Source organism: Corallococcus sp. AB038B (assembly GCF_003668955.1).
In the GTDB taxonomy this organism is placed as follows: domain Bacteria; phylum Myxococcota; class Myxococcia; order Myxococcales; family Myxococcaceae; genus Corallococcus; species Corallococcus exiguus.
Genome location: NZ_RAWO01000002.1, coordinates 917962 through 934172 on the forward strand (window position 1 = coordinate 917962; position 16211 = coordinate 934172).

General features: G+C 68.9%; 17 protein-coding genes. 13 read left to right on the plus strand and 4 right to left on the minus strand.

From position 1 onward, the window contains the following. Positions 1-7 precede the first annotated feature (7 nt). Entirely contained in the window at positions 8-448 is a 441-nt protein-coding gene (locus tag D7Y04_RS44035; protein WP_147477113.1) for a hypothetical protein, read from the minus strand. 136 nt (positions 449-584) lie between these two features. On the opposite strand from D7Y04_RS44035, the gene D7Y04_RS14790 reads away from it, so the two are divergent. After that, positions 585-1631, plus strand: a complete 1047-nt coding sequence (locus tag D7Y04_RS14790) for an alpha/beta hydrolase (RefSeq protein ID WP_120594035.1) — start codon at positions 585-587, stop codon at positions 1629-1631. Here the strand turns inward: D7Y04_RS14790 and D7Y04_RS14795 are convergent, their stop codons facing one another. Both D7Y04_RS14795 and D7Y04_RS14800 read right to left on the minus strand, forming a co-directional pair. Then, on the minus strand, positions 1632-2054 hold the full coding sequence (locus D7Y04_RS14795) for a DUF4326 domain-containing protein (protein ID WP_120594036.1): 423 nt from the start codon (positions 2052-2054) through the stop codon (positions 1632-1634). A 71-nt stretch (positions 2055-2125) separates the two neighbouring features. After that, positions 2126-2515 carry a hypothetical protein gene (locus tag D7Y04_RS14800; RefSeq protein WP_120594037.1) on the minus strand — a complete coding sequence of 130 codons (390 nt, stop codon included), beginning with the start codon at positions 2513-2515 and terminating at the stop codon, positions 2126-2128. Between the two features lie 219 nt (positions 2516-2734). On the opposite strand from D7Y04_RS14800, the gene D7Y04_RS14805 reads away from it, so the two are divergent. The 4 genes from D7Y04_RS14805 (at position 2735) to D7Y04_RS14820 (ending at position 6643) form a co-directional block, all read left to right on the plus strand. Next, positions 2735-4000 (plus strand): CCA tRNA nucleotidyltransferase, encoded by a 1266-nt coding sequence (locus D7Y04_RS14805; RefSeq protein WP_121759751.1) that lies wholly within the window; start codon positions 2735-2737, stop codon positions 3998-4000. Positions 4001-4094: 94 nt separating this feature from the next. Further along, a complete protein-coding gene (gene mnmA, locus D7Y04_RS14810; protein ID WP_120594039.1) occupies positions 4095-5141 on the plus strand; it encodes a tRNA 2-thiouridine(34) synthase MnmA in 1047 nt (348 codons plus the stop codon). Positions 5142-5327: 186 nt separating this feature from the next. Continuing rightward, positions 5328-6251, plus strand: coding sequence for an SPOR domain-containing protein (locus D7Y04_RS14815; RefSeq protein WP_121759752.1), 924 nt, complete (start codon positions 5328-5330; stop codon positions 6249-6251). Between the two features lie 5 nt (positions 6252-6256). Further along, positions 6257-6643 carry a cupin domain-containing protein gene (locus D7Y04_RS14820; RefSeq protein ID WP_223738386.1) on the plus strand — a complete coding sequence of 129 codons (387 nt, stop codon included), beginning with the start codon at positions 6257-6259 and terminating at the stop codon, positions 6641-6643. Between the two features lie 57 nt (positions 6644-6700). Here the strand turns inward: D7Y04_RS14820 and D7Y04_RS14825 are convergent, their stop codons facing one another. Further along, on the minus strand, positions 6701-7300 hold the full coding sequence (locus tag D7Y04_RS14825; protein WP_121759753.1) for a hypothetical protein: 600 nt from the start codon (positions 7298-7300) through the stop codon (positions 6701-6703). Between the two features lie 93 nt (positions 7301-7393). On the opposite strand from D7Y04_RS14825, the gene D7Y04_RS14830 reads away from it, so the two are divergent. The 8 genes from D7Y04_RS14830 to carA all read left to right on the plus strand — a co-directional run bounded on the left by D7Y04_RS14830 (position 7394) and on the right by carA (position 16198). Next, entirely contained in the window at positions 7394-7576 is a 183-nt protein-coding gene (locus D7Y04_RS14830) for a ribbon-helix-helix domain-containing protein (protein ID WP_120576540.1), read from the plus strand. Between the two features lie 24 nt (positions 7577-7600). Further along, on the plus strand, positions 7601-8560 hold the full coding sequence (locus D7Y04_RS14835) for a UDP-glucuronic acid decarboxylase family protein (protein ID WP_120594056.1): 960 nt from the start codon (positions 7601-7603) through the stop codon (positions 8558-8560). A gap of 71 nt (positions 8561-8631) precedes the next feature. Next, the gene (locus D7Y04_RS14840; RefSeq protein ID WP_121759754.1) at positions 8632-9576 is read left to right on the plus strand and encodes an NAD-dependent epimerase/dehydratase family protein; all 945 of its coding nucleotides are present in this window, start codon (positions 8632-8634) and stop codon (positions 9574-9576) included. A gap of 162 nt (positions 9577-9738) precedes the next feature. Then, positions 9739-11550, plus strand: coding sequence for a translation elongation factor 4 (lepA, locus tag D7Y04_RS14845; RefSeq protein ID WP_120594043.1), 1812 nt, complete (start codon positions 9739-9741; stop codon positions 11548-11550). A gap of 44 nt (positions 11551-11594) precedes the next feature. Then, a complete protein-coding gene (lepB, locus tag D7Y04_RS14850) occupies positions 11595-12803 on the plus strand; it encodes a signal peptidase I (protein WP_233601421.1) in 1209 nt (402 codons plus the stop codon). A gap of 76 nt (positions 12804-12879) precedes the next feature. Further along, entirely contained in the window at positions 12880-13773 is an 894-nt protein-coding gene (locus D7Y04_RS14855; protein WP_121759755.1) for an aspartate carbamoyltransferase catalytic subunit, read from the plus strand. Then, the gene (locus D7Y04_RS14860) at positions 13770-15071 is read left to right on the plus strand and encodes a dihydroorotase (protein WP_199749666.1); all 1302 of its coding nucleotides are present in this window, start codon (positions 13770-13772) and stop codon (positions 15069-15071) included. Before D7Y04_RS14855 ends, D7Y04_RS14860 begins: the two co-directional genes overlap by 4 nt. After that, on the plus strand, positions 15071-16198 hold the full coding sequence (gene carA, locus D7Y04_RS14865; RefSeq protein WP_121759756.1) for a glutamine-hydrolyzing carbamoyl-phosphate synthase small subunit: 1128 nt from the start codon (positions 15071-15073) through the stop codon (positions 16196-16198). Before D7Y04_RS14860 ends, carA begins: the two co-directional genes overlap by 1 nt. Positions 16199-16211: the final 13 nt, after the last annotated feature.

Consider the following 16211-nt stretch of genomic DNA (forward strand, 5'->3'; position numbering starts at 1 on the left):
GGCGGCATCAGGCCCGTGCTACTTCGGCACCCAGACCGCGACCCAGTCGATCTGCACGTTGCCCGCGGCGCTGTTGCTCGGCGGCGTGCCGCTCAGGTCGGTCTCCGTCTGGATGACCCAGTTGCCCTTGCGGCGCGTTCGGGATGCCGCTCTGCGCGCCGTCCAACGAGTACATCGTCGCCGCACCGCTGACCGTGACGCGCGCGACGTACTGCCCGTCCGGTGCTCCCGTGCGCGCCTCTCGCGTCAGCGTTCCCTGCCAGCCGGACCAGCCGCTGGTGTTCGTCTCGAAGGACATGTTGGTGATGACGGACGCCAGGTTCGACGTGGCCTGGACCGGCGCGTCGGCTCCAGGCTCCGGGTTGCATGCGGACGCCAGGGGGAGGGCCAGCAACAGCGCCAGGGCGGTGCGGAATCGCGGCCTGCGAAACACAGCGGACTCACTCATGGCACTCTCCGTGAAAATCTTGAAATAACTGCCTAATCATAAATACCAGATGCGGCGCATCGAACAAGCCCACCGTGTGCCTGCGTCTCCCACTCCTGTCGGCCATGGACATCCTCGGCCGAGGAGGAGAGACGCCATGCCCACCGACACGAAGCAGCCTTCCGACTCCGGATTGGATCCCCACGCCCGAACCTTTCTGGAGCAGCTGAAGAAGGCGGGCGGGCCCGCGCTCGAAACCCTGTCTCCCGCGGAGGCGCGCGGCGTGCTCCGGAGCGTGCAGGCGGGAAAGAGCGCGCGGAAGCCGGCCCGCATCGAGGACCGCTCCCTGCCGGTGGGCCCTGACGGCCAGGTCTCCGTCCGCATCGTGCGGCCCGCGGACGCGTCGGAGACGCTCCCGGTGGTGCTCTACCTCCACGGCGGTGGCTGGGTGCTGGGCGACAAGGACACGCACGACAGGTTGATCCGTGAGCTGGCCGTGGGCGCGCGGTGCGCGGTCGTGTTCGTCAACTACACGCCTGCTCCGGAAGGGCAGTACCCCACGCAGCTCGAACAGGCCTACGCCGCGCTGCAATGGGTCGCGAAGAACGGCGGCGAAGCGGACCTGGATGGACAGCGGATCGCCGTGGTGGGAGACAGCGCTGGCGGGACCCTGGCGGCGGCGCTCACGCTGGTGGCGAAGGAACGCGGCGGTCCGCGCATCCTGCAGCAGGTGCTGTTCTATCCCGTCACGGATGCCCGCTTCGACACGGGGTCCTACGCGCGCTACGCGGACGGCTACTTCCTCACCCGCAGCGGCATGCAGTGGTTCTGGGACAACTACGCACCGGATTCCACCGTCCGCACGGAGCCCACGGTCAGCCCCCTTCGCGCGACCGACGTGCAGCTGCGAGGCCTGCCCCCCGCGCTGATTCTCAACGGTGAATGCGACGTGCTCCGCGACGAAGGCCAGTCCTACGCGAAGAGGCTCGTGGACGCGGGCGTCCCCGCGCTGGCCCTTCAGTACGAGGGGATGATCCACGACTTCGTGATGCTGGATCCGCTGGCGGACTCACTCGCCGCGCGCAACGCCATCGCCCAGGCCTGCGTGACGCTGTCGGAAGCCCTGGGCACGCGGAGACAGGTGGAAGCGACGCTCACGTCCCAGCCCGCGCAGGTCCGCGAGCGGGAGAGCGCGCGTCACTGATCAATCCCCTGAGTCCAGCCACGCGGCCAGCACGTCCGCGTGGCACGGTCCCGGCTTGCACCAGCAGCCCAGCCGCTTGCCGCGCAACGCCCGCACGTCGCGCAGGAAGTCCGGGTCGTGCTTCGTGCGCAGCTCCAGGTACCAGCGGAAGGATTCGAATGCGTCCGGGCCGGGCGCCATGCGCCGCTGGGCTTCGTCGCGGATCCGCTCGGCTTCGTCCGCGGGCAGCTTCGCCAGCCACGGTTCGAAGTACGTGCGGATCATCGCCTTCCAGGTCTTCACACCCCCGGGCTTGAACGGGTTGCCGAAGCGGCCCGGCACGGGGTTGAGCGGCCCGGGCTTCGCCCAGGCGCGGAAGGCACGGCCCACGTACACTTCACATGCGTCGTGAACGTGCACCGCGGTGGTTCGGGATTCGGACATGGCGGGCGCATCGTTAACAGATGCACCCGCCAGACGCCGTGCGTGATGCCTGGCCCGTCAGCAGGCAGGGGTCACCAGGGGTCGATGCCCTGCTTCTCGTGCGGCGTCGGCGTGTACGTGGACTTGAACCCCGAGGCCGCGGCGTTGAGCCCCGAGCCGAGGGCCTCCACCGCGCCCTGCTTGAACTGGCCCTTGCTGAAGCTCACGAAGGCGTCGCGGCCGAAGTTCAGCGCCTCGCGCTGGTGCGCGTTGACCTCGCTGCGCGCGCCCGTCTCCACCTTCTTGACGTTGTCGATGACGCTGTTCTTGGAACGGTTGGAGATGCCGAAGTTGCCCTTGTCGAGGATCTGATTCACGCCGCTGACCGCGTGGCTGTAGTCGCTCGTCTTGCCCTGCGTCGTCTGATCAATCTGCAGGCGGGAGGGGTTCTTGAACGTGTGGTTGCTGGTGACCTTGAACATGGTTTGCCTCGCTGGGGGCGGCGGCCCGTTGGCCCCTGCCCGCGGTAGGTGATGCGTTGAAATGATTGTCGGGGCATGTGGGCTGGAGTTTCCTGAAGACTTTCATTTGCACACGTATACGTCATTTGTCGTATGCCGGCCTTCGCGAGGGCCATCGCAGTGGCAAGGCCCGCCGGAAGACGGCAACGTACGGGCCCGTCTCCTCCCACCCTCGCGGACATGATCGCCAACCTCCACGACGCCGACATTCCGAAGCCCGTGCTCGAAGTCATCACCCGCCTGCGCGAGCTGGGCCACCCCACGTACCTGGTGGGCGGCTGCGTGCGGGACATGGTCCGCAAGGTCCATCCGAAGGACTTCGACGTCGCCACCAGTGCGCTGCCGGAAGAGGTCCAGCGCGCCTTCCGCAAGGTCATCCCCACCGGCATCCAGCACGGCACCGTCACGGTCGTCACCGGCGGCAACCACGTGGAGGTGACGACGTTCCGTTCGGAAGGGGACTATCTGGATGGCCGGCGCCCCAGCTCCGTGTCCTTCGAGCGGGACATCGTGAAGGACCTGTCGCGGCGCGACTTCACCATCAACGCCATGGCGTACAACCCGCTGGACCGCGAGCTGGTGGATCCATTCGGCGGACAGGTGGACCTGCCCGCGAAGTTGATCCGCTGCGTGGGCTCCGCGCAGGAGCGCTTCTCCGAGGACGGCCTGCGCCCCCTGCGCGCCGTGCGCTTCGCCGCCGTGCTGGGCTTCACGCTGGACCCCGACACCCGCGACGCCATCCCCGCGACCCTGGCCGTGTTCCGCAAGGTCGCGCTGGAGCGCGTGCGCGAGGAGTTGCTCAAGCTGCTGCTGTCCCCCCGCGCGGAGATGGGGCTGCACCTGCTGGCGGACACGGGGCTGTTGGAGGTCTTCCTTCCGGAGGTGGCCCACGCGGACGCGGAGGCCGCCCGGCTCGCCCGTGCCGCCGTGCAGGCCGCGCCACTGGACGCGGACCTGCGCGTGGCCACGCTGCTCGCGGACATCGACACCGCGACGCAGGCCCGTGAGCTGTGTCTGCGTTTGAAGTTCCCCAACAAGTCCGCGGACCTCATCGGCATGCTCGTGGAGCACGTGAAGCTGGAGACGCGCGTGGACGACGCGGACCCCGCGCTGCGCCGGCTGCTCGCCCGCGTGGGCCTGGTGAACCTGCCCGCGCTCCTCTCCGTGGCGAAGGCCCGCGTCCAGGTCCGGGCCCCGGAGAGGCTGCCCGCGGTGGAGGCGCTGGCCTCACGGCTGGAGGCGCTGGCCGCAGCGAAGCCCCCGCTGTCCGCGAAGGAGCTGGCGCTCACCGGGGGCGACATCATGAAGACGCTGGGCATCGGCCCCTCGCCGAAGGTGGGCGAGGCGACCCGGTACCTTGTCGAATCCGTACTCGATGACCCGTCGCTGAACACCGCGGACGCGCTCCGCTCCCTGCTCACGGCCTGGGCGGCGCGCGGTTCATGACACGGGGGCCTCTTCCCGGCCGGAGGGCAGGGGAGGGGGCCTGGAGCGCCTCTGGCCGTGCGTCGCGGCCTGGGGGCGTGTAGGAAGGAGTCCCATGCGAGTCGTCGTTGCAATGAGTGGCGGAGTGGATTCCTCGGCCGCCGCCGCCCTGCTCAAGGAGCAGGGCCACGAGGTCATCGGCATCACCCTGCGCGTCTGGTCCTACGAGGGCGCCGCGAAGTGTGGCAGCTGCTGCAGTCCGGACGACATCGACGATGCCCGTGCGGTGGCCCAGACGCTGGGCATCCCGTTCTACGTGGCCAACGCCGAGGAGATCTTCCAGGACCGGGTCGTCAACCCGTTCGTCCAGTCGTACCTGGGCGGCAAGACGCCCATCCCATGCGTGAGCTGCAACCGCGACGTGAAGTTCAACTTCCTCCTCAAGCGCGCGCGCGCCCTGGGCGCCCGGCTCGCCACCGGCCACTACGCCCAGGTGGAGGAGGTGGACGGCCGCTTCCACCTGCGCCGCGCCGTGGACGCCGCCAAGGACCAGAGCTACTTCCTCTTCACCCTGGGCCAGGAGGAGCTGAAGGACGTCCTCTTCCCCGTGGGCCACCTCACCAAGCCGGAGGTGCGCGCCGTCGCCGAGCGCCACAACCTGCCCACCACCCACAAGCCGGAGAGCATGGAGATCTGCTTCGTGCCGGACGGCGACTACGCCGGGTTCGTGGAGAAGGTCGCCGGTCCCCAGCCGTCCGGCGAGGTCGTGGATCCGGAGGGCAAGGTGCTGGGCACGCACAACGGCATCCACCGCTTCACGGTGGGGCAGCGCAAGGGCCTCAACCTGGGCGGCGGCGAAGTGCGCTACGTGCAGCGCCTGGAGCCGGAGACGAACCGCGTCGTCGTGGGCCCCGCGGAGGGCACCGGCCGCGCGCAGTTCGGCCTGCTGCAGCCGCACTGGGTGGACGGTCCGCCTCCGCCCGAACAGGCCGTGGAGGTCCGGATCCGTCACCGCCACGCGGGAGCACAGGGACGGATCCACATCTCACAGCACGGGCTGGTGTCCGTGAAGCTCGACGAGCCCGCGCGCGCTGTCACGCCAGGGCAGGCCGCGGTGGTCTACGACCGGGACCGCGTGCTCGGCGGCGGGTGGATCGTCTGAGCCGACCTGACGCGTCCTCCGTCATCCACTGATGCCGCCGGGGCCGGACTTCCGGCCTCGCGCGCGCCGCGTGTTCCACTGCCTCCGCGAATTTGACCCGCCTGGGGGTGGGGCGTAGCTTGCGCGCACGCTGTCGCTACAGGCCGTTACACGGGCCGTGAGCGCGCGATCGAGGTCTGCCCCGCCATGCGTGACGCCCATCGGATGAAGGAGAAGTTCGACGTCTCGCTGGACAACCGGCAGATCGTCAGCCTGTTGATCGCCGGCATCGTCGTGATGGGCGCCGTGTTCGTGCTGGGCGTGGTGGTGGGCAAGAAGCTCTCCAGCGACGCGCAGACGGCCGAGGCCCCGGACCTGCTCTCCGCGCTGGACGCCAACGCGCAGGTCCTCAACGACGCGCGCCAGGATCCGCCGCTCACCTTCCCGGACGAGCTCACCCGAAAGACGGGCTCCGAGCCCCTGCCGCCGATGCCCAAGCCCGCCGCGAAGCCGGAGGCCCCCAAGGTCGCCGCCGCCGCGAAGCCCGAAGTGAAGCCGGAGACCAAGCCTGCGGCGAAGCCCGCCGCCCTGGCCCCCACGCCGGACCCCGACACGGGCGAGCTGCCCGCGATGGATGCCGCCGAGGAGGACGCCATCGCCAACGGCAAGCCGCTCGCGAAGCCGGAGCCCAAGCCCGAGCCCAAGGTCGAAGAGCCCGCCAAGGTCGCCGTAGCGAAGCCGGAGCCCAAGGTGGTGGAGCCGGTGAAGGGAAAGGTGGAGGAGACGCCGGTCGCCACCCGCACCGCCGCGCGTGACGGAGGCATGAAGGAGGCCATCGCCCGGGCCCAGGCGCTGCCCGCGGAGCCGCCGCGTCCGTCGGAGGCCGTGAAGGGTGGGGCGTTCACGCTCCAGCTCTCCGCCTTCCAGAGCCGCCAGGACGCCGACCGTTTCGCCGCGCGGTTGCGCGACAAGGGCTATGCCCCCTATATCCTGACGGCGGAGGTGCCCGGAAAGGGCACCTGGTACCGCGTCCGGATGGGCAGCTTCGCCAGCAAGGAAGCCGCGGGTCGGTACCTGACGGACTTCAAGCGCGAGACCCAGCTCGACGCGTACGTGGCCGGCACGAACTAGCGCTGCTGGGCAAGGAAGAGACGAAGCAAATGACGACGACGAAGCGGGTGGAGAAGCCCTGGGGCCACGAGCTCATCTGGGCCCACACGGAGCGCTACGTGGGCAAGCTCCTGCACGTGAAGGCCGGCCACAAGCTGAGCCTCCAGTTCCACAACGTGAAGGACGAGACCATCCACGTCCAGAGCGGCAAGCTCCTCTTCGTCGTGGACGAGGGCCAGGGCCTCATCGAGAAGGAGATGAACCCCGGTGAGAGCTACCACATCAAGCCGCTGACCAAGCACCGCATGGTCGCCATCACCGACTGCGACATCCTCGAGGTCAGCACCCCCGAGCTGAATGACGTAGTGCGCCTGGAGGACTCCTACGGGCGCACGGGCACCAGCGCCCCGTAGTCCCCGCCGTGAAGCCCGCTGGCGCGCCTTCATGGTGCGCCGGCCGGGCCTCCGACGTCACTCCTTGGACTTCGCCGCCGCGTTCGGATTGCGGGTCCACTGGTCCACGGTGCCGTCGCCGTCCAGGTCCTCGCCAATGCGATCCACCTGGCCGTTCTCCCAGTACTCCCAGTAGTCCACCCGGCCGTCGTGGTTCGCGTCGCGCTCCTTCCGCACGAGCGTGTCCTTCTCGTAGTACAGCCACGAGTCCGGTCGTCCATCGCCGTCCAGGTCGCGCTCGCCCTTGGTGCGCTTGCCCTCGGCGTAGTGGTACGTGGCGTCCACCTTGCCGTCGTAGTCCAGGTCCATCACCTCACGGACCTTCGCGCCCTGCGGATCCAGGTACTGGGTGACGTCCACGCGGCCGTCCCAGTTCAGGTCCAGCTCCTTGCGCACCAGCATGTCCTTGAGCCGGTACTCCCAGACGTCCGTGCGGCCGTCGCCGTTGGCGTCCAGCTCCGTGACGGTCTCCCCCGGGTCCTGTTTCCCCCGGACGCCCTCCGCCTCGGGACGCTTGCGCGATGCGTCAATGGGCTCCGAGGCCTTCTGGGAGGCGCAGCCCGCGAGCGCGCCTACAGCCAGGAAGCCCAGGAAAATCAAGCGGTTGCTAGAAGCCAAGGTGCCTCCGGAGCAGGTGGGGCGCCATGTTCGCGCCGCTTCACTTCCGTGCTTTCGCAGGCCACGTCATTCCATATATTTTCACGTATCGCCATGGCCCGAAAGAAAGTCAGCACCACCATCTACATCACTCCGGAGCAGAACGAACTGCTCAAGGCGCTGAACCAGAAGTCGAAGGTGCCCGTGGCCGAATACATCCGGCAGGGCATCGACCTGGTGCTGGAGAAGTACAAGGCGCAGCTGCCGGGCCAGGCAACCTTCGACGAACTCTCCTGACGAACGAGGCGTGACGTGACGAGCATGCGTGGCAAGCGGGCGGTGGTGTTGGGTGGGGCCGGATTCGTGGGCTCGCATCTGTGTGAGCGGCTGCTGGACGACGGCGCGGAGTCCGTCCTCGCGGTGGACAACCTCATCACGGGCAATGAGGCGAACGTCCGCACGCTCAAGCCGCGCGCGGGCTTCCAGTTCGTGAACCAGGACATCACCGAGGGCCTGGAGGTGGATGGGCCGGTGGACTTCGTCCTCAACCTGGCCTCGCCCGCGTCGCCCATCGACTACGCGAACCTCCCCATCGAAACGCTGCGCGTGGGCTCCATCGGCACGGAGAACGCGCTGAAGCTGGCGGAGAAGAAGAAGGCCGTGTTCCTCATGGCCTCCACGTCGGAAGTGTACGGCGACCCGCTGGTGCACCCCCAGAAGGAGGATTACTGGGGCAACGTGAATCCCATTGGCCCGCGCTCGGTGTACGACGAGGCCAAGCGCTACTCGGAGGCCATCAGCGCCGCGTACGAGCGCAGCCGCGGCGTGAACGTCCGCATCGTGCGCATCTTCAACACCTACGGCCCGCGCATGCGCCTCAACGACGGCCGCGTGGTGCCCGCCTTCGTGGGCCAGGCGCTCAAGGGCGAGGACTTCAGCGTCTTCGGGGACGGCAGCCAGACGCGTTCCTTCTGCTACGTGAAGGACCTGGTGGACGGCCTGGTGCGGCTGGTGCTGTCGGACGTCCGGGGCCCGGTGAACATCGGCAACCCGCGCGAGATGACCATCAAGCAGTTCGCGGAGGCCGTGCGCGAAGCGGCCGGTGGGGGTAGGCAGATCGTCTACCACCCGCTGCCCAAGGATGATCCGAAGCAGCGTCAGCCGGACATCACCCGCGCGCGCACGCTGCTGGGGTGGGAGCCCCAGGTGAAGCTGGAGGATGGTTTGCGGGACACCATCGCCTACTTCCGTGAGGTTGCCGGTCGCCCCTCTGGGACTTAGGTTGGCCGCGCGCGAGTGAACGCGAGGTAGTCGGCCCGGCCCTCGTGGCGGCCGGGCCTGGGGAGAACGGCGTGAAAGTCCTGGTAACGGGCGGCGCGGGCTTCATCGGCTCGCACGTGTGCGATGAGTTCCTGCGCAATGGCCATGAGGTCATCGCGCTGGACAACCTGTCGAGCGGCAAGAAGGAGAACCTGGATTCGCGCGTGCGGCTGGCCGTGCACGACATCCGGAGCCCGGAAGCCGCGGAGCTCATCCGCACGGAGAAGCCCCAGGTGCTCTGTCACCTGGCCGCCCAGATGGACGTGCGCCGCAGCGTGGAGGACCCCGGCTTCGACGCGGACGTGAACATCCGCGGCATGACGAACCTGCTGGAGGCCGCGCGCCAGTCCGGCGTGAAGAAGGTCATCTTCAGCTCCACCGGCGGCGCCATCTACGGCGAGCAGGATTACTTCCCCGCCCGGGAAGACCACCCCCAGCGGCCGGTGTCGCCCTACGGCGTCTCCAAGGCGGCGGGCGAGCTGTACCTGGGCTACTACCGCGCGCAGTACGGCATGCCGTACGTCGCCCTGCGGTACGCCAACGTGTACGGCCCCCGGCAGAACCCGCACGGCGAGGCCGGCGTGGTGGCCATCTTCAGCCAGCGCGTCATCGCGGGGCAGGGCTGCACCATCTACGGAGAGGGCAAGCAGACGCGTGACTTCGTCTTCGGTCCGGACGTGGCCCGCGCCAACTACCTGGCCTTCCAGAGCGACTACGTGGGCGCCGCGAACATCGGCACCGGCGTGGAGACGGACATCAACCGGCTCTACGAGCTCATCGCCCAGGCCGGCGGCAGCTCGCTGAAGGCCGCGCACGCGCCGGGCAAGCCGGGCGAGCAGCTGCGCTCCTGCATCGACGCGGCGCACGCGAAGAAGGTGCTGGGCTGGGAGCCGTCCGTGCAGTTGGCGGAGGGCCTGCGCCACACGATCCAGTTCTTCCGCGAGCAGGCCGCGGGCCCCGTCCGCGCCCGGGGCTGAAGTCCGGGCGTCACGCCGCCGTGTCCCCCTGGCCTGGATGCCGGGGGGAATGCGGGGCGTCAGGCGGGTGGAGTGCCCGGCGGGCAGGTGTGCGCCGGTCGTGGATTTTCAGGCGGTTCGGTGTTACCTACGCCCGCTTCGCGACCGACGAGCGCCCTGACCATGCCGGCTGAAAACGCGCACATCCGCAACTTCTGCATCATCGCCCACATCGACCATGGAAAGTCGACGCTGGCCGACCGCCTCCTGGAGAAGACAGGCACGCTGACCAAGCGTGAGGCGCAGGCCCAGTTCCTCGACAACATGGACATCGAGCGAGAGCGGGGCATCACCATCAAGGCCCAGTCCGTGCGGATGACGTACACCGCCAAGGACGGCCAGAACTACGTCCTCAACCTCATCGACACGCCGGGACACGTGGACTTCGCCTACGAGGTGAGCCGCAGCCTCGCCGCGTGCGAGGGCGCGCTGCTCGTCGTGGACGCGACGCAGGGCGTGGAGGCGCAGACGCTCGCCAACGTCTACATGGCGTTGGAACACGACCTGGAGATCATCCCGGTCATCAACAAGATCGACCTGCCCTCCGCGGACGTGGAGCGCACGCGCGGGGAGATTGAAGACGTCATCGGCATCGACGCGTCCATCGCGGTGCCGGCCTCCGCGAAGGAGGGCATCGGCATCCACGACATCCTGGAGTCGGTGGTCAAGCGCGTACCGCCGCCCACGGGTTCGCCGTCCGCGCCGCTCAAGGCGCTCATCTTCGACTCCTGGTACGACAACTACCGGGGCGTGGTGACGCTGGTGCGCGTGCTGGAAGGCACGCTGAAGCTGAAGCAGAAGATCAAGATGTTCAGCAACAACAAGGTCTTCGAGGTGCAGGAGCTGGGCGTGTTCAGCCCGTTCTCGCGCCCGGTGACGCAGCTCATGGCGGGCGAGGTGGGTGTCCTCGTCGCCAACGTGAAGGAGCTGCAGGACGCGAAGGTCGGCGACACCGTGACGGAGGAGGCGCGGCCCACCGAGCAGCCCTTCCCGGGCTTCAAGGAAGTCAAGCCGATGGTGTTCTCCGGCATCTTCCCGGTGGACTCGTCCGACTACGAGAACCTGCGCGACGCGCTGGCGAAGCTCACGCTCAACGACTCCGCCTTCACCTACGAGCCGGAGTCGTCCACGGCGCTGGGGTTCGGCTTCCGCTGCGGCTACCTGGGCCTGCTCCACATGGAGATCGTCCAGGAGCGCCTGGAGCGCGAGTACAACCTCAACCTGATCACCACGGCCCCGTCGGTGGTCTACCGCATCACCACCACCAAGGATGAAGTGCTCCTGGTGGACAACCCGGCGAAGCTGCCGCCGACGCAGAACATCACCAAGTTCGAGGAGCCCATCCTCACCTGTCACATCCACGTGCCCAACGAGCACCTGGGCGCCATCCTGAAGCTGTGCCAGGACCGGCGTGGCGTGCAGAAGGACATGAAGTACCTGGGCTCCAGCGGCACCCGCGTGCAGGTGACGTACGAGATGCCCATGGCGGAAGTCGTGTTCGACTTCTTCGACCGCCTGAAGAGCGTGTCGCGCGGCTACGCGAGCCTGGACTACGAGCTGTCCTCCTACGCGGAGGCGGACCTCGCGAAGCTGGACATCCTCATCAACGGGGAGCCGGTGGACGCGCTCTCCGTCATCGTGCACCGCGAGCGCGCGTACCTGCGCGGCCGCGAGGTCTGCGAGAAGCTCAAGGAAGTGATTCCCAAGCAGATGTACGAGGTGGCCATCCAGGCCGCCATCGGCGCGAAGATCATCTCCCGCGAGACGATCTCCGCCATGCGCAAGAACGTCCTTGCCAAGTGCTACGGCGGCGACATCAGCCGCAAGCGCAAGCTCCTGGAGAAGCAGAAGGAGGGCAAGAAGCGCATGAAGCAGGTGGGCACGGTGGAGATTCCGCAGGAAGCCTTCCTCGCGGTCCTCAAGACGGAGCAGTAAGCCCTATGAGCACGGCCAGTCCTTCCATGAAACTGGGAGCGGCCATGGCCGCGCGCCGCACTCCGGAGCAGCTCAAGGCCCGCCGCCAGCTGATGTGGCGCGAGCTGCTCACCAGCCTCTGGGCTCCGCTGTGCGGAGTGGGCCTGGCGTTCATCCCCTACGTCACGCTGATTGAAATGGCGCCCGGGACCGCGTCCTGGGCCCAGCCGCTGATCAAGGGCTTCGGCCTGCTGATGGTGCTGGCCTTCGTGGGCCTGCTGGTGTGGCGCAACGCCTCCCGGAAGGAATCGCTGCTGCGCACGCTGCGCCACGAGGCGCACGAGCTCATCTCCGAGGACGAGCGCATCCTCGCGCGCCTGGGGACGAAGGTGTCCCCGGCCGTGGCGGATCGCATCACCGAGCAGGCCCTGCGCGTGGAGTCCGCGTCCGTGGCGGCCAACGCGGAGCTGCTGCGCACGGAGACCCAGGCGCTGGAGAAGCTCACCCAGGAGCACCTTGGCGCGTACCGCAAGCAGTCCGTGTGGGACTTCCTGGGCGGCTTCGGCAAGGCGCTGCTCATCGCGGTGATCATCCGCACGGTGCTGATCGAGCCGTACCGCATCCCGTCCGGCTCCATGCTGCCCACGCTGCAGATTGGCGATCAGGTCTTCGTGAACAAGTTCATCTACGGGGTGCGCATCCCGTACACGAACTTCGTCCCGTTCCGCATCGTGCGCGAGCCCATGCGCGGGGACGTCATCGTCTTCAACAACCCGGTGGACGAGTCCAAGGACTTCATCAAGCGCGTCATCGGCATCCCCGGCGACACGGTGGAGATCGTCGACGGGGTGGTGCGCATCAACGGCGAGCCGCAGCCGCGCACGCTGGTGACGCCGGACTACGTGGTGCACAACCAGGACGACCTGACGGGCCGCTGGTTCGACCAGGAAGAGGTGCTCTACCGGGAGACCCTGGGCGACGTGGTGCACTCGTCGCTCCAGCACCCCATGCGCCTGCCGGGCCGCGAGCACGAGGGGCCCTACACGGTGCCCGCCAACAGCGTCTTCGTGATGGGCGACAACCGGGACAACAGCGCGGACAGCCGCTACAACCTGGGCGGCCCGGGCGGCGCCGAGGTCGCCTACGTGCCGTACGGCCACATCAAGGGCAAGGCCATGGTCGTCTGGCTGTCGCTCGGTTGGGGTGGCCTGCTGGGCAATCTGTTCGGCGGCACGGGCCTGAGGGTCGACCGCTTCTTCGAACCGGTGCGCTGACGGACGCTGGACGGATTGCCGCCACGCGCCGTGCTTGACGCAACGTGCGGCGCGCGGTACGCGGCGGCCCCGGCCCATGAGACATCTTCTCGGAATCGCAGGCTGGCGGCGGGACGAGCTGGAAGTGCTGCTCGACCGCGCCCAGGCGCACCTGCCCGGCGGACCGGATGCCTCGCACGTTCTGCGGGGCCGCGTCGTGGCGAACCTCTTCTTCGAGGACTCCACCCGGACGCGCTCCTCCTTCGAGGTGGCCGCGCGGAAGCTGGGCGCGGACGTCCTCAACTGGAGCTACGCAGGCTCCTCCGTGTCCAAGGGGGAGACGCTCCTGGACACCGCGCGCAACATCGAAGCCATGGGGCCGGCGGTCATCGTCATCCGCCACCGCTCCTCTGGCGCGCCGGGGCTCGTGGCCCGCCACGTGAAGTGCGCGGTGGTCAACGCGGGCGACGGCGCGCATGAGCACCCGTCCCAGGCCCTGCTGGACGCCTTCACCCTGCGCCAGCGCTGGGGCCGCCTGGACGGGCGCACGGTGCTGATTGTGGGCGACGTGCAGCACAGCCGCGTGGCGCGCTCCAACCTCTTGTGCCTGAAGGCGCTGGGGGCCCGGGTCGTGCTCTGCGGACCGCCCACCCTCCTGCCGCCAGGGCTGGAGGAGATGGGCGGAGAGGTGACGCATCAGCTGGACGCCGTGCTGCCCCAGGCGGACGCGGTGATGTGCCTGAGGCTGCAGACGGAGCGCATGTCGGAAGCCTTCCTGCCGTCCCAGCGGGAGTACTCGCGGCTGTTCGGTATCACGCCCGCCCGCGCGGAGCGGATGAAGCCGGAAGCCCTCGTGCTGCACCCGGGCCCCATCAACCGCGGCGTGGAGTTGTCGCCGGTGGTGGCGGACGGGCCTCGCAGCGTCATCCTGGAGCAGGTGGCCAACGGCGTCGCGGTGCGCCGGGCCGTCCTGGAGGCGTGCGCATCATGACCACGGTGCTCTTCCAGCGGGCGCGCGTCATCGACCCGCGCAATGGCGTGGACGGCGTTCGTGACGTCCTCGTGACGGACGGCCGGGTGGCCCAGGTGTCAGAAGGCCCGCTGCCCGCGCCCAGGGACGCGCGGGTGGTGGACGCCACCGACAAGTGGCTGGTGCCGGGCTTCATCGACCTGCACGTGCACCTGCGCGAGCCGGGAGAAGAGGGCAAGGAGACGGTCCTCACGGGCTGCCGCGCGGCGGTGGCGGGCGGCTTCACCGGCGTGGTCGCCATGCCCAACACCAAGGTGGTGAACGACAGCGCGCTCGTCACGGAGCTGGTGCTGTCGCGCGCCCGGGACGCGGCCCTGTGCCACGTGTACCCGGCCGGCGCCATCACCAAGGGGCTCAAGGGCGAGGAGCTGTCGGAAGCAGGCGAGCTGATTGGCGCCGGCTGCGTGGCCCTCACGGACGACGGCCGCCCGGTGATGAACGCGGGCCTGATGCGCCGGGTGCTCCAGTACGCCACCCAGTTCGACGTGCCGGTGATGGTGCACGAGGAGGACCTCACCCTGTCCGCCGGCGGCGCCATGCACGAGGGCGCCACGTCCACGCGGCTGGGCCTGCGCGGCATTCCGTCCTCCGCGGAGGTGGCCATGGTGGCGCGCGACCTGGTGCTCCTGGAGGAGACGAAGGGGCGGCTGCACGTGGCGCACGTGTCCTGCGAGGGCAGCGTGCGGCTCATCCGCGAGGCCAAGCAGCGCGGCCTGCGCGTCACCTGCGAGGTGGCGCCGCACCACTTCACCCTGGATGACCGGGCGGTGGGGGACTACGACACCCACGCGAAGATGGCGCCGCCCCTCCGGAGTGACGTGGACGTGAAGGCGCTGCGCGAGGCGCTGGTGGATGGCACGGTGGACGCCATCGCCACGGACCATGCGCCGCACGGCGTGTCCGACAAGCTGGTGGAGTTCGAGAAGGGCATCAACGGCATCGTCGGGCTGGAGACGGCCCTGGGGCTCACGCTGGCGCTGGTGCACGAGGGCGTGCTCACCCCGCGCCGGGCGGTGGAGCTGCTGTCGGACGGGCCGGCGAGGGTATTCGGCCTGCCGGGCGGTCACCTGGCGCCTGGTGCCCCGGCGGACATCACTCTTTTGTCCCCTTTGGCGGAGTGGACGGTGGATGCCCACCGGTTCTATTCCCGCAGTCGCAACACGCCCTTCCACGGGCGCACGCTGAAGGGTCGCGTGACGCAGACGTGGGTGGGCGGCCGGTGTGTGTTCGAGGACGGTCAGCTCAAGGAGTCGCGGTGATGACGAAGCGGGCGGTGCTCGCACTGGCGGATGGCACCACGTTCGAGGGACGCGCCTTTGGCGCTTCCGGCGAGACGGTGGGCGAAGTGGTCTTCAACACGTCCATGTACGGCTATCAGGAGATCCTCACGGATCCCTCGTACGTGGGGCAGATCGTCACCATGGCGTACCCGGAGATGGGCAACATCGGGGCGAACGCGACGGACGAGGAGGCGGGACTGCCGCACGCGGTGGGTATGGTGGTGCGCTCGCTGACGAAGACGCCCTCCAACTGGCGCTCGCAGGAGACGCTGGACGCGTACCTCGCGCGCCACGGCCGCGTGGGCATTGAAGGCGTGGACACCCGCCGGCTGGTGCGCCACCTGCGCACGCACGGCGCGCAGACGGGCATCATCTCCACGGAGAACGTGACCGCCGCCGCCCTGTCCGAGCGCGCTCGCACCGCCGTGGGCATGGAGGGCCTGGACCTGGCCACGGGCGTGTCCTGCAAGGAGCCCTACCTCTTCACCACGCCGTCGCCGGACGTGTTCCTGGCCCCCGGTGACAAGCGCCCGGAGCCGGAGCTCAAGTTCGACGTCGTCGCGTACGACTACGGCCTCAAGCGCTCCATGCTCCAGTACCTGGTGGACGTGGGCTGCCGCGTGACGGTGGTGCCCTCCCACTTCACGGCGGAGCAGGTGCTGGCGAAGAAGCCGCACGGCGTCTTCCTGGCCAACGGCCCGGGCGACCCGGCCGCGGTGAAGGGCGCGGACCGCACGGTGGCGGCGCTGCTGGGCAAGGTGCCGGTGTTCGGCATCTGCCTGGGGCACCAGATCATGGCGCTGGCGCTGGGCGGCCGGACGTACAAGATGAAGTTCGGCCACCGTGGCGGCAACCAGCCCGTGAAGGACCTCACGACGGGCAAGGTGGAGATCACCGCGCAGAACCACGGCTTCGCGGTGGACGACGCCAGCCTCAAGGGCAAGGCCGTCGTCACGCACATCAACCTGAATGACGGCACGGTGGAGGGCCTGGCCGTTCCGGACGCGCGGGCCTTCAGCGTGCAGTACCACCCCGAGGCTTCGCCCGGCCCTCACGACGCGCGCTACCTGTTCAGCCGCTTCGCGACGCTGATGGCGGGTTCGTAGGAAGAGGCACGCA

Excerpts from the sequence above, each read along its gene's own strand:
- D7Y04_RS44035 (WP_147477113.1), bottom strand. The coding sequence starts at position 448 with ATGAGTGAGTCCGCTGTGTTTCGCAGGCCGCGATTCCGCACCGCCCTG.
- D7Y04_RS14790 (WP_120594035.1), top strand. The coding sequence starts at position 585 with ATGCCCACCGACACGAAGCAGCCTTCCGACTCCGGATTGGATCCCCAC.
- D7Y04_RS14795 (WP_120594036.1), bottom strand. The coding sequence starts at position 2,054 with ATGTCCGAATCCCGAACCACCGCGGTGCACGTTCACGACGCATGTGAA.
- D7Y04_RS14800 (WP_120594037.1), bottom strand. The coding sequence starts at position 2,515 with ATGTTCAAGGTCACCAGCAACCACACGTTCAAGAACCCCTCCCGCCTG.
- D7Y04_RS14805 (WP_121759751.1), top strand. The coding sequence starts at position 2,735 with ATGATCGCCAACCTCCACGACGCCGACATTCCGAAGCCCGTGCTCGAA.
- mnmA (WP_120594039.1), top strand. The coding sequence starts at position 4,095 with ATGCGAGTCGTCGTTGCAATGAGTGGCGGAGTGGATTCCTCGGCCGCC.
- D7Y04_RS14815 (WP_121759752.1), top strand. The coding sequence starts at position 5,328 with ATGCGTGACGCCCATCGGATGAAGGAGAAGTTCGACGTCTCGCTGGAC.
- D7Y04_RS14830 (WP_120576540.1), top strand. The coding sequence starts at position 7,394 with ATGGCCCGAAAGAAAGTCAGCACCACCATCTACATCACTCCGGAGCAG.
- D7Y04_RS14835 (WP_120594056.1), top strand. The coding sequence starts at position 7,601 with ATGCGTGGCAAGCGGGCGGTGGTGTTGGGTGGGGCCGGATTCGTGGGC.
- lepA (WP_120594043.1), top strand. The coding sequence starts at position 9,739 with ATGCCGGCTGAAAACGCGCACATCCGCAACTTCTGCATCATCGCCCAC.
- lepB (WP_233601421.1), top strand. The coding sequence starts at position 11,595 with ATGGCCGCGCGCCGCACTCCGGAGCAGCTCAAGGCCCGCCGCCAGCTG.
- D7Y04_RS14855 (WP_121759755.1), top strand. The coding sequence starts at position 12,880 with ATGAGACATCTTCTCGGAATCGCAGGCTGGCGGCGGGACGAGCTGGAA.
- D7Y04_RS14860 (WP_199749666.1), top strand. The coding sequence starts at position 13,770 with ATGACCACGGTGCTCTTCCAGCGGGCGCGCGTCATCGACCCGCGCAAT.
- carA (WP_121759756.1), top strand. The coding sequence starts at position 15,071 with ATGACGAAGCGGGCGGTGCTCGCACTGGCGGATGGCACCACGTTCGAG.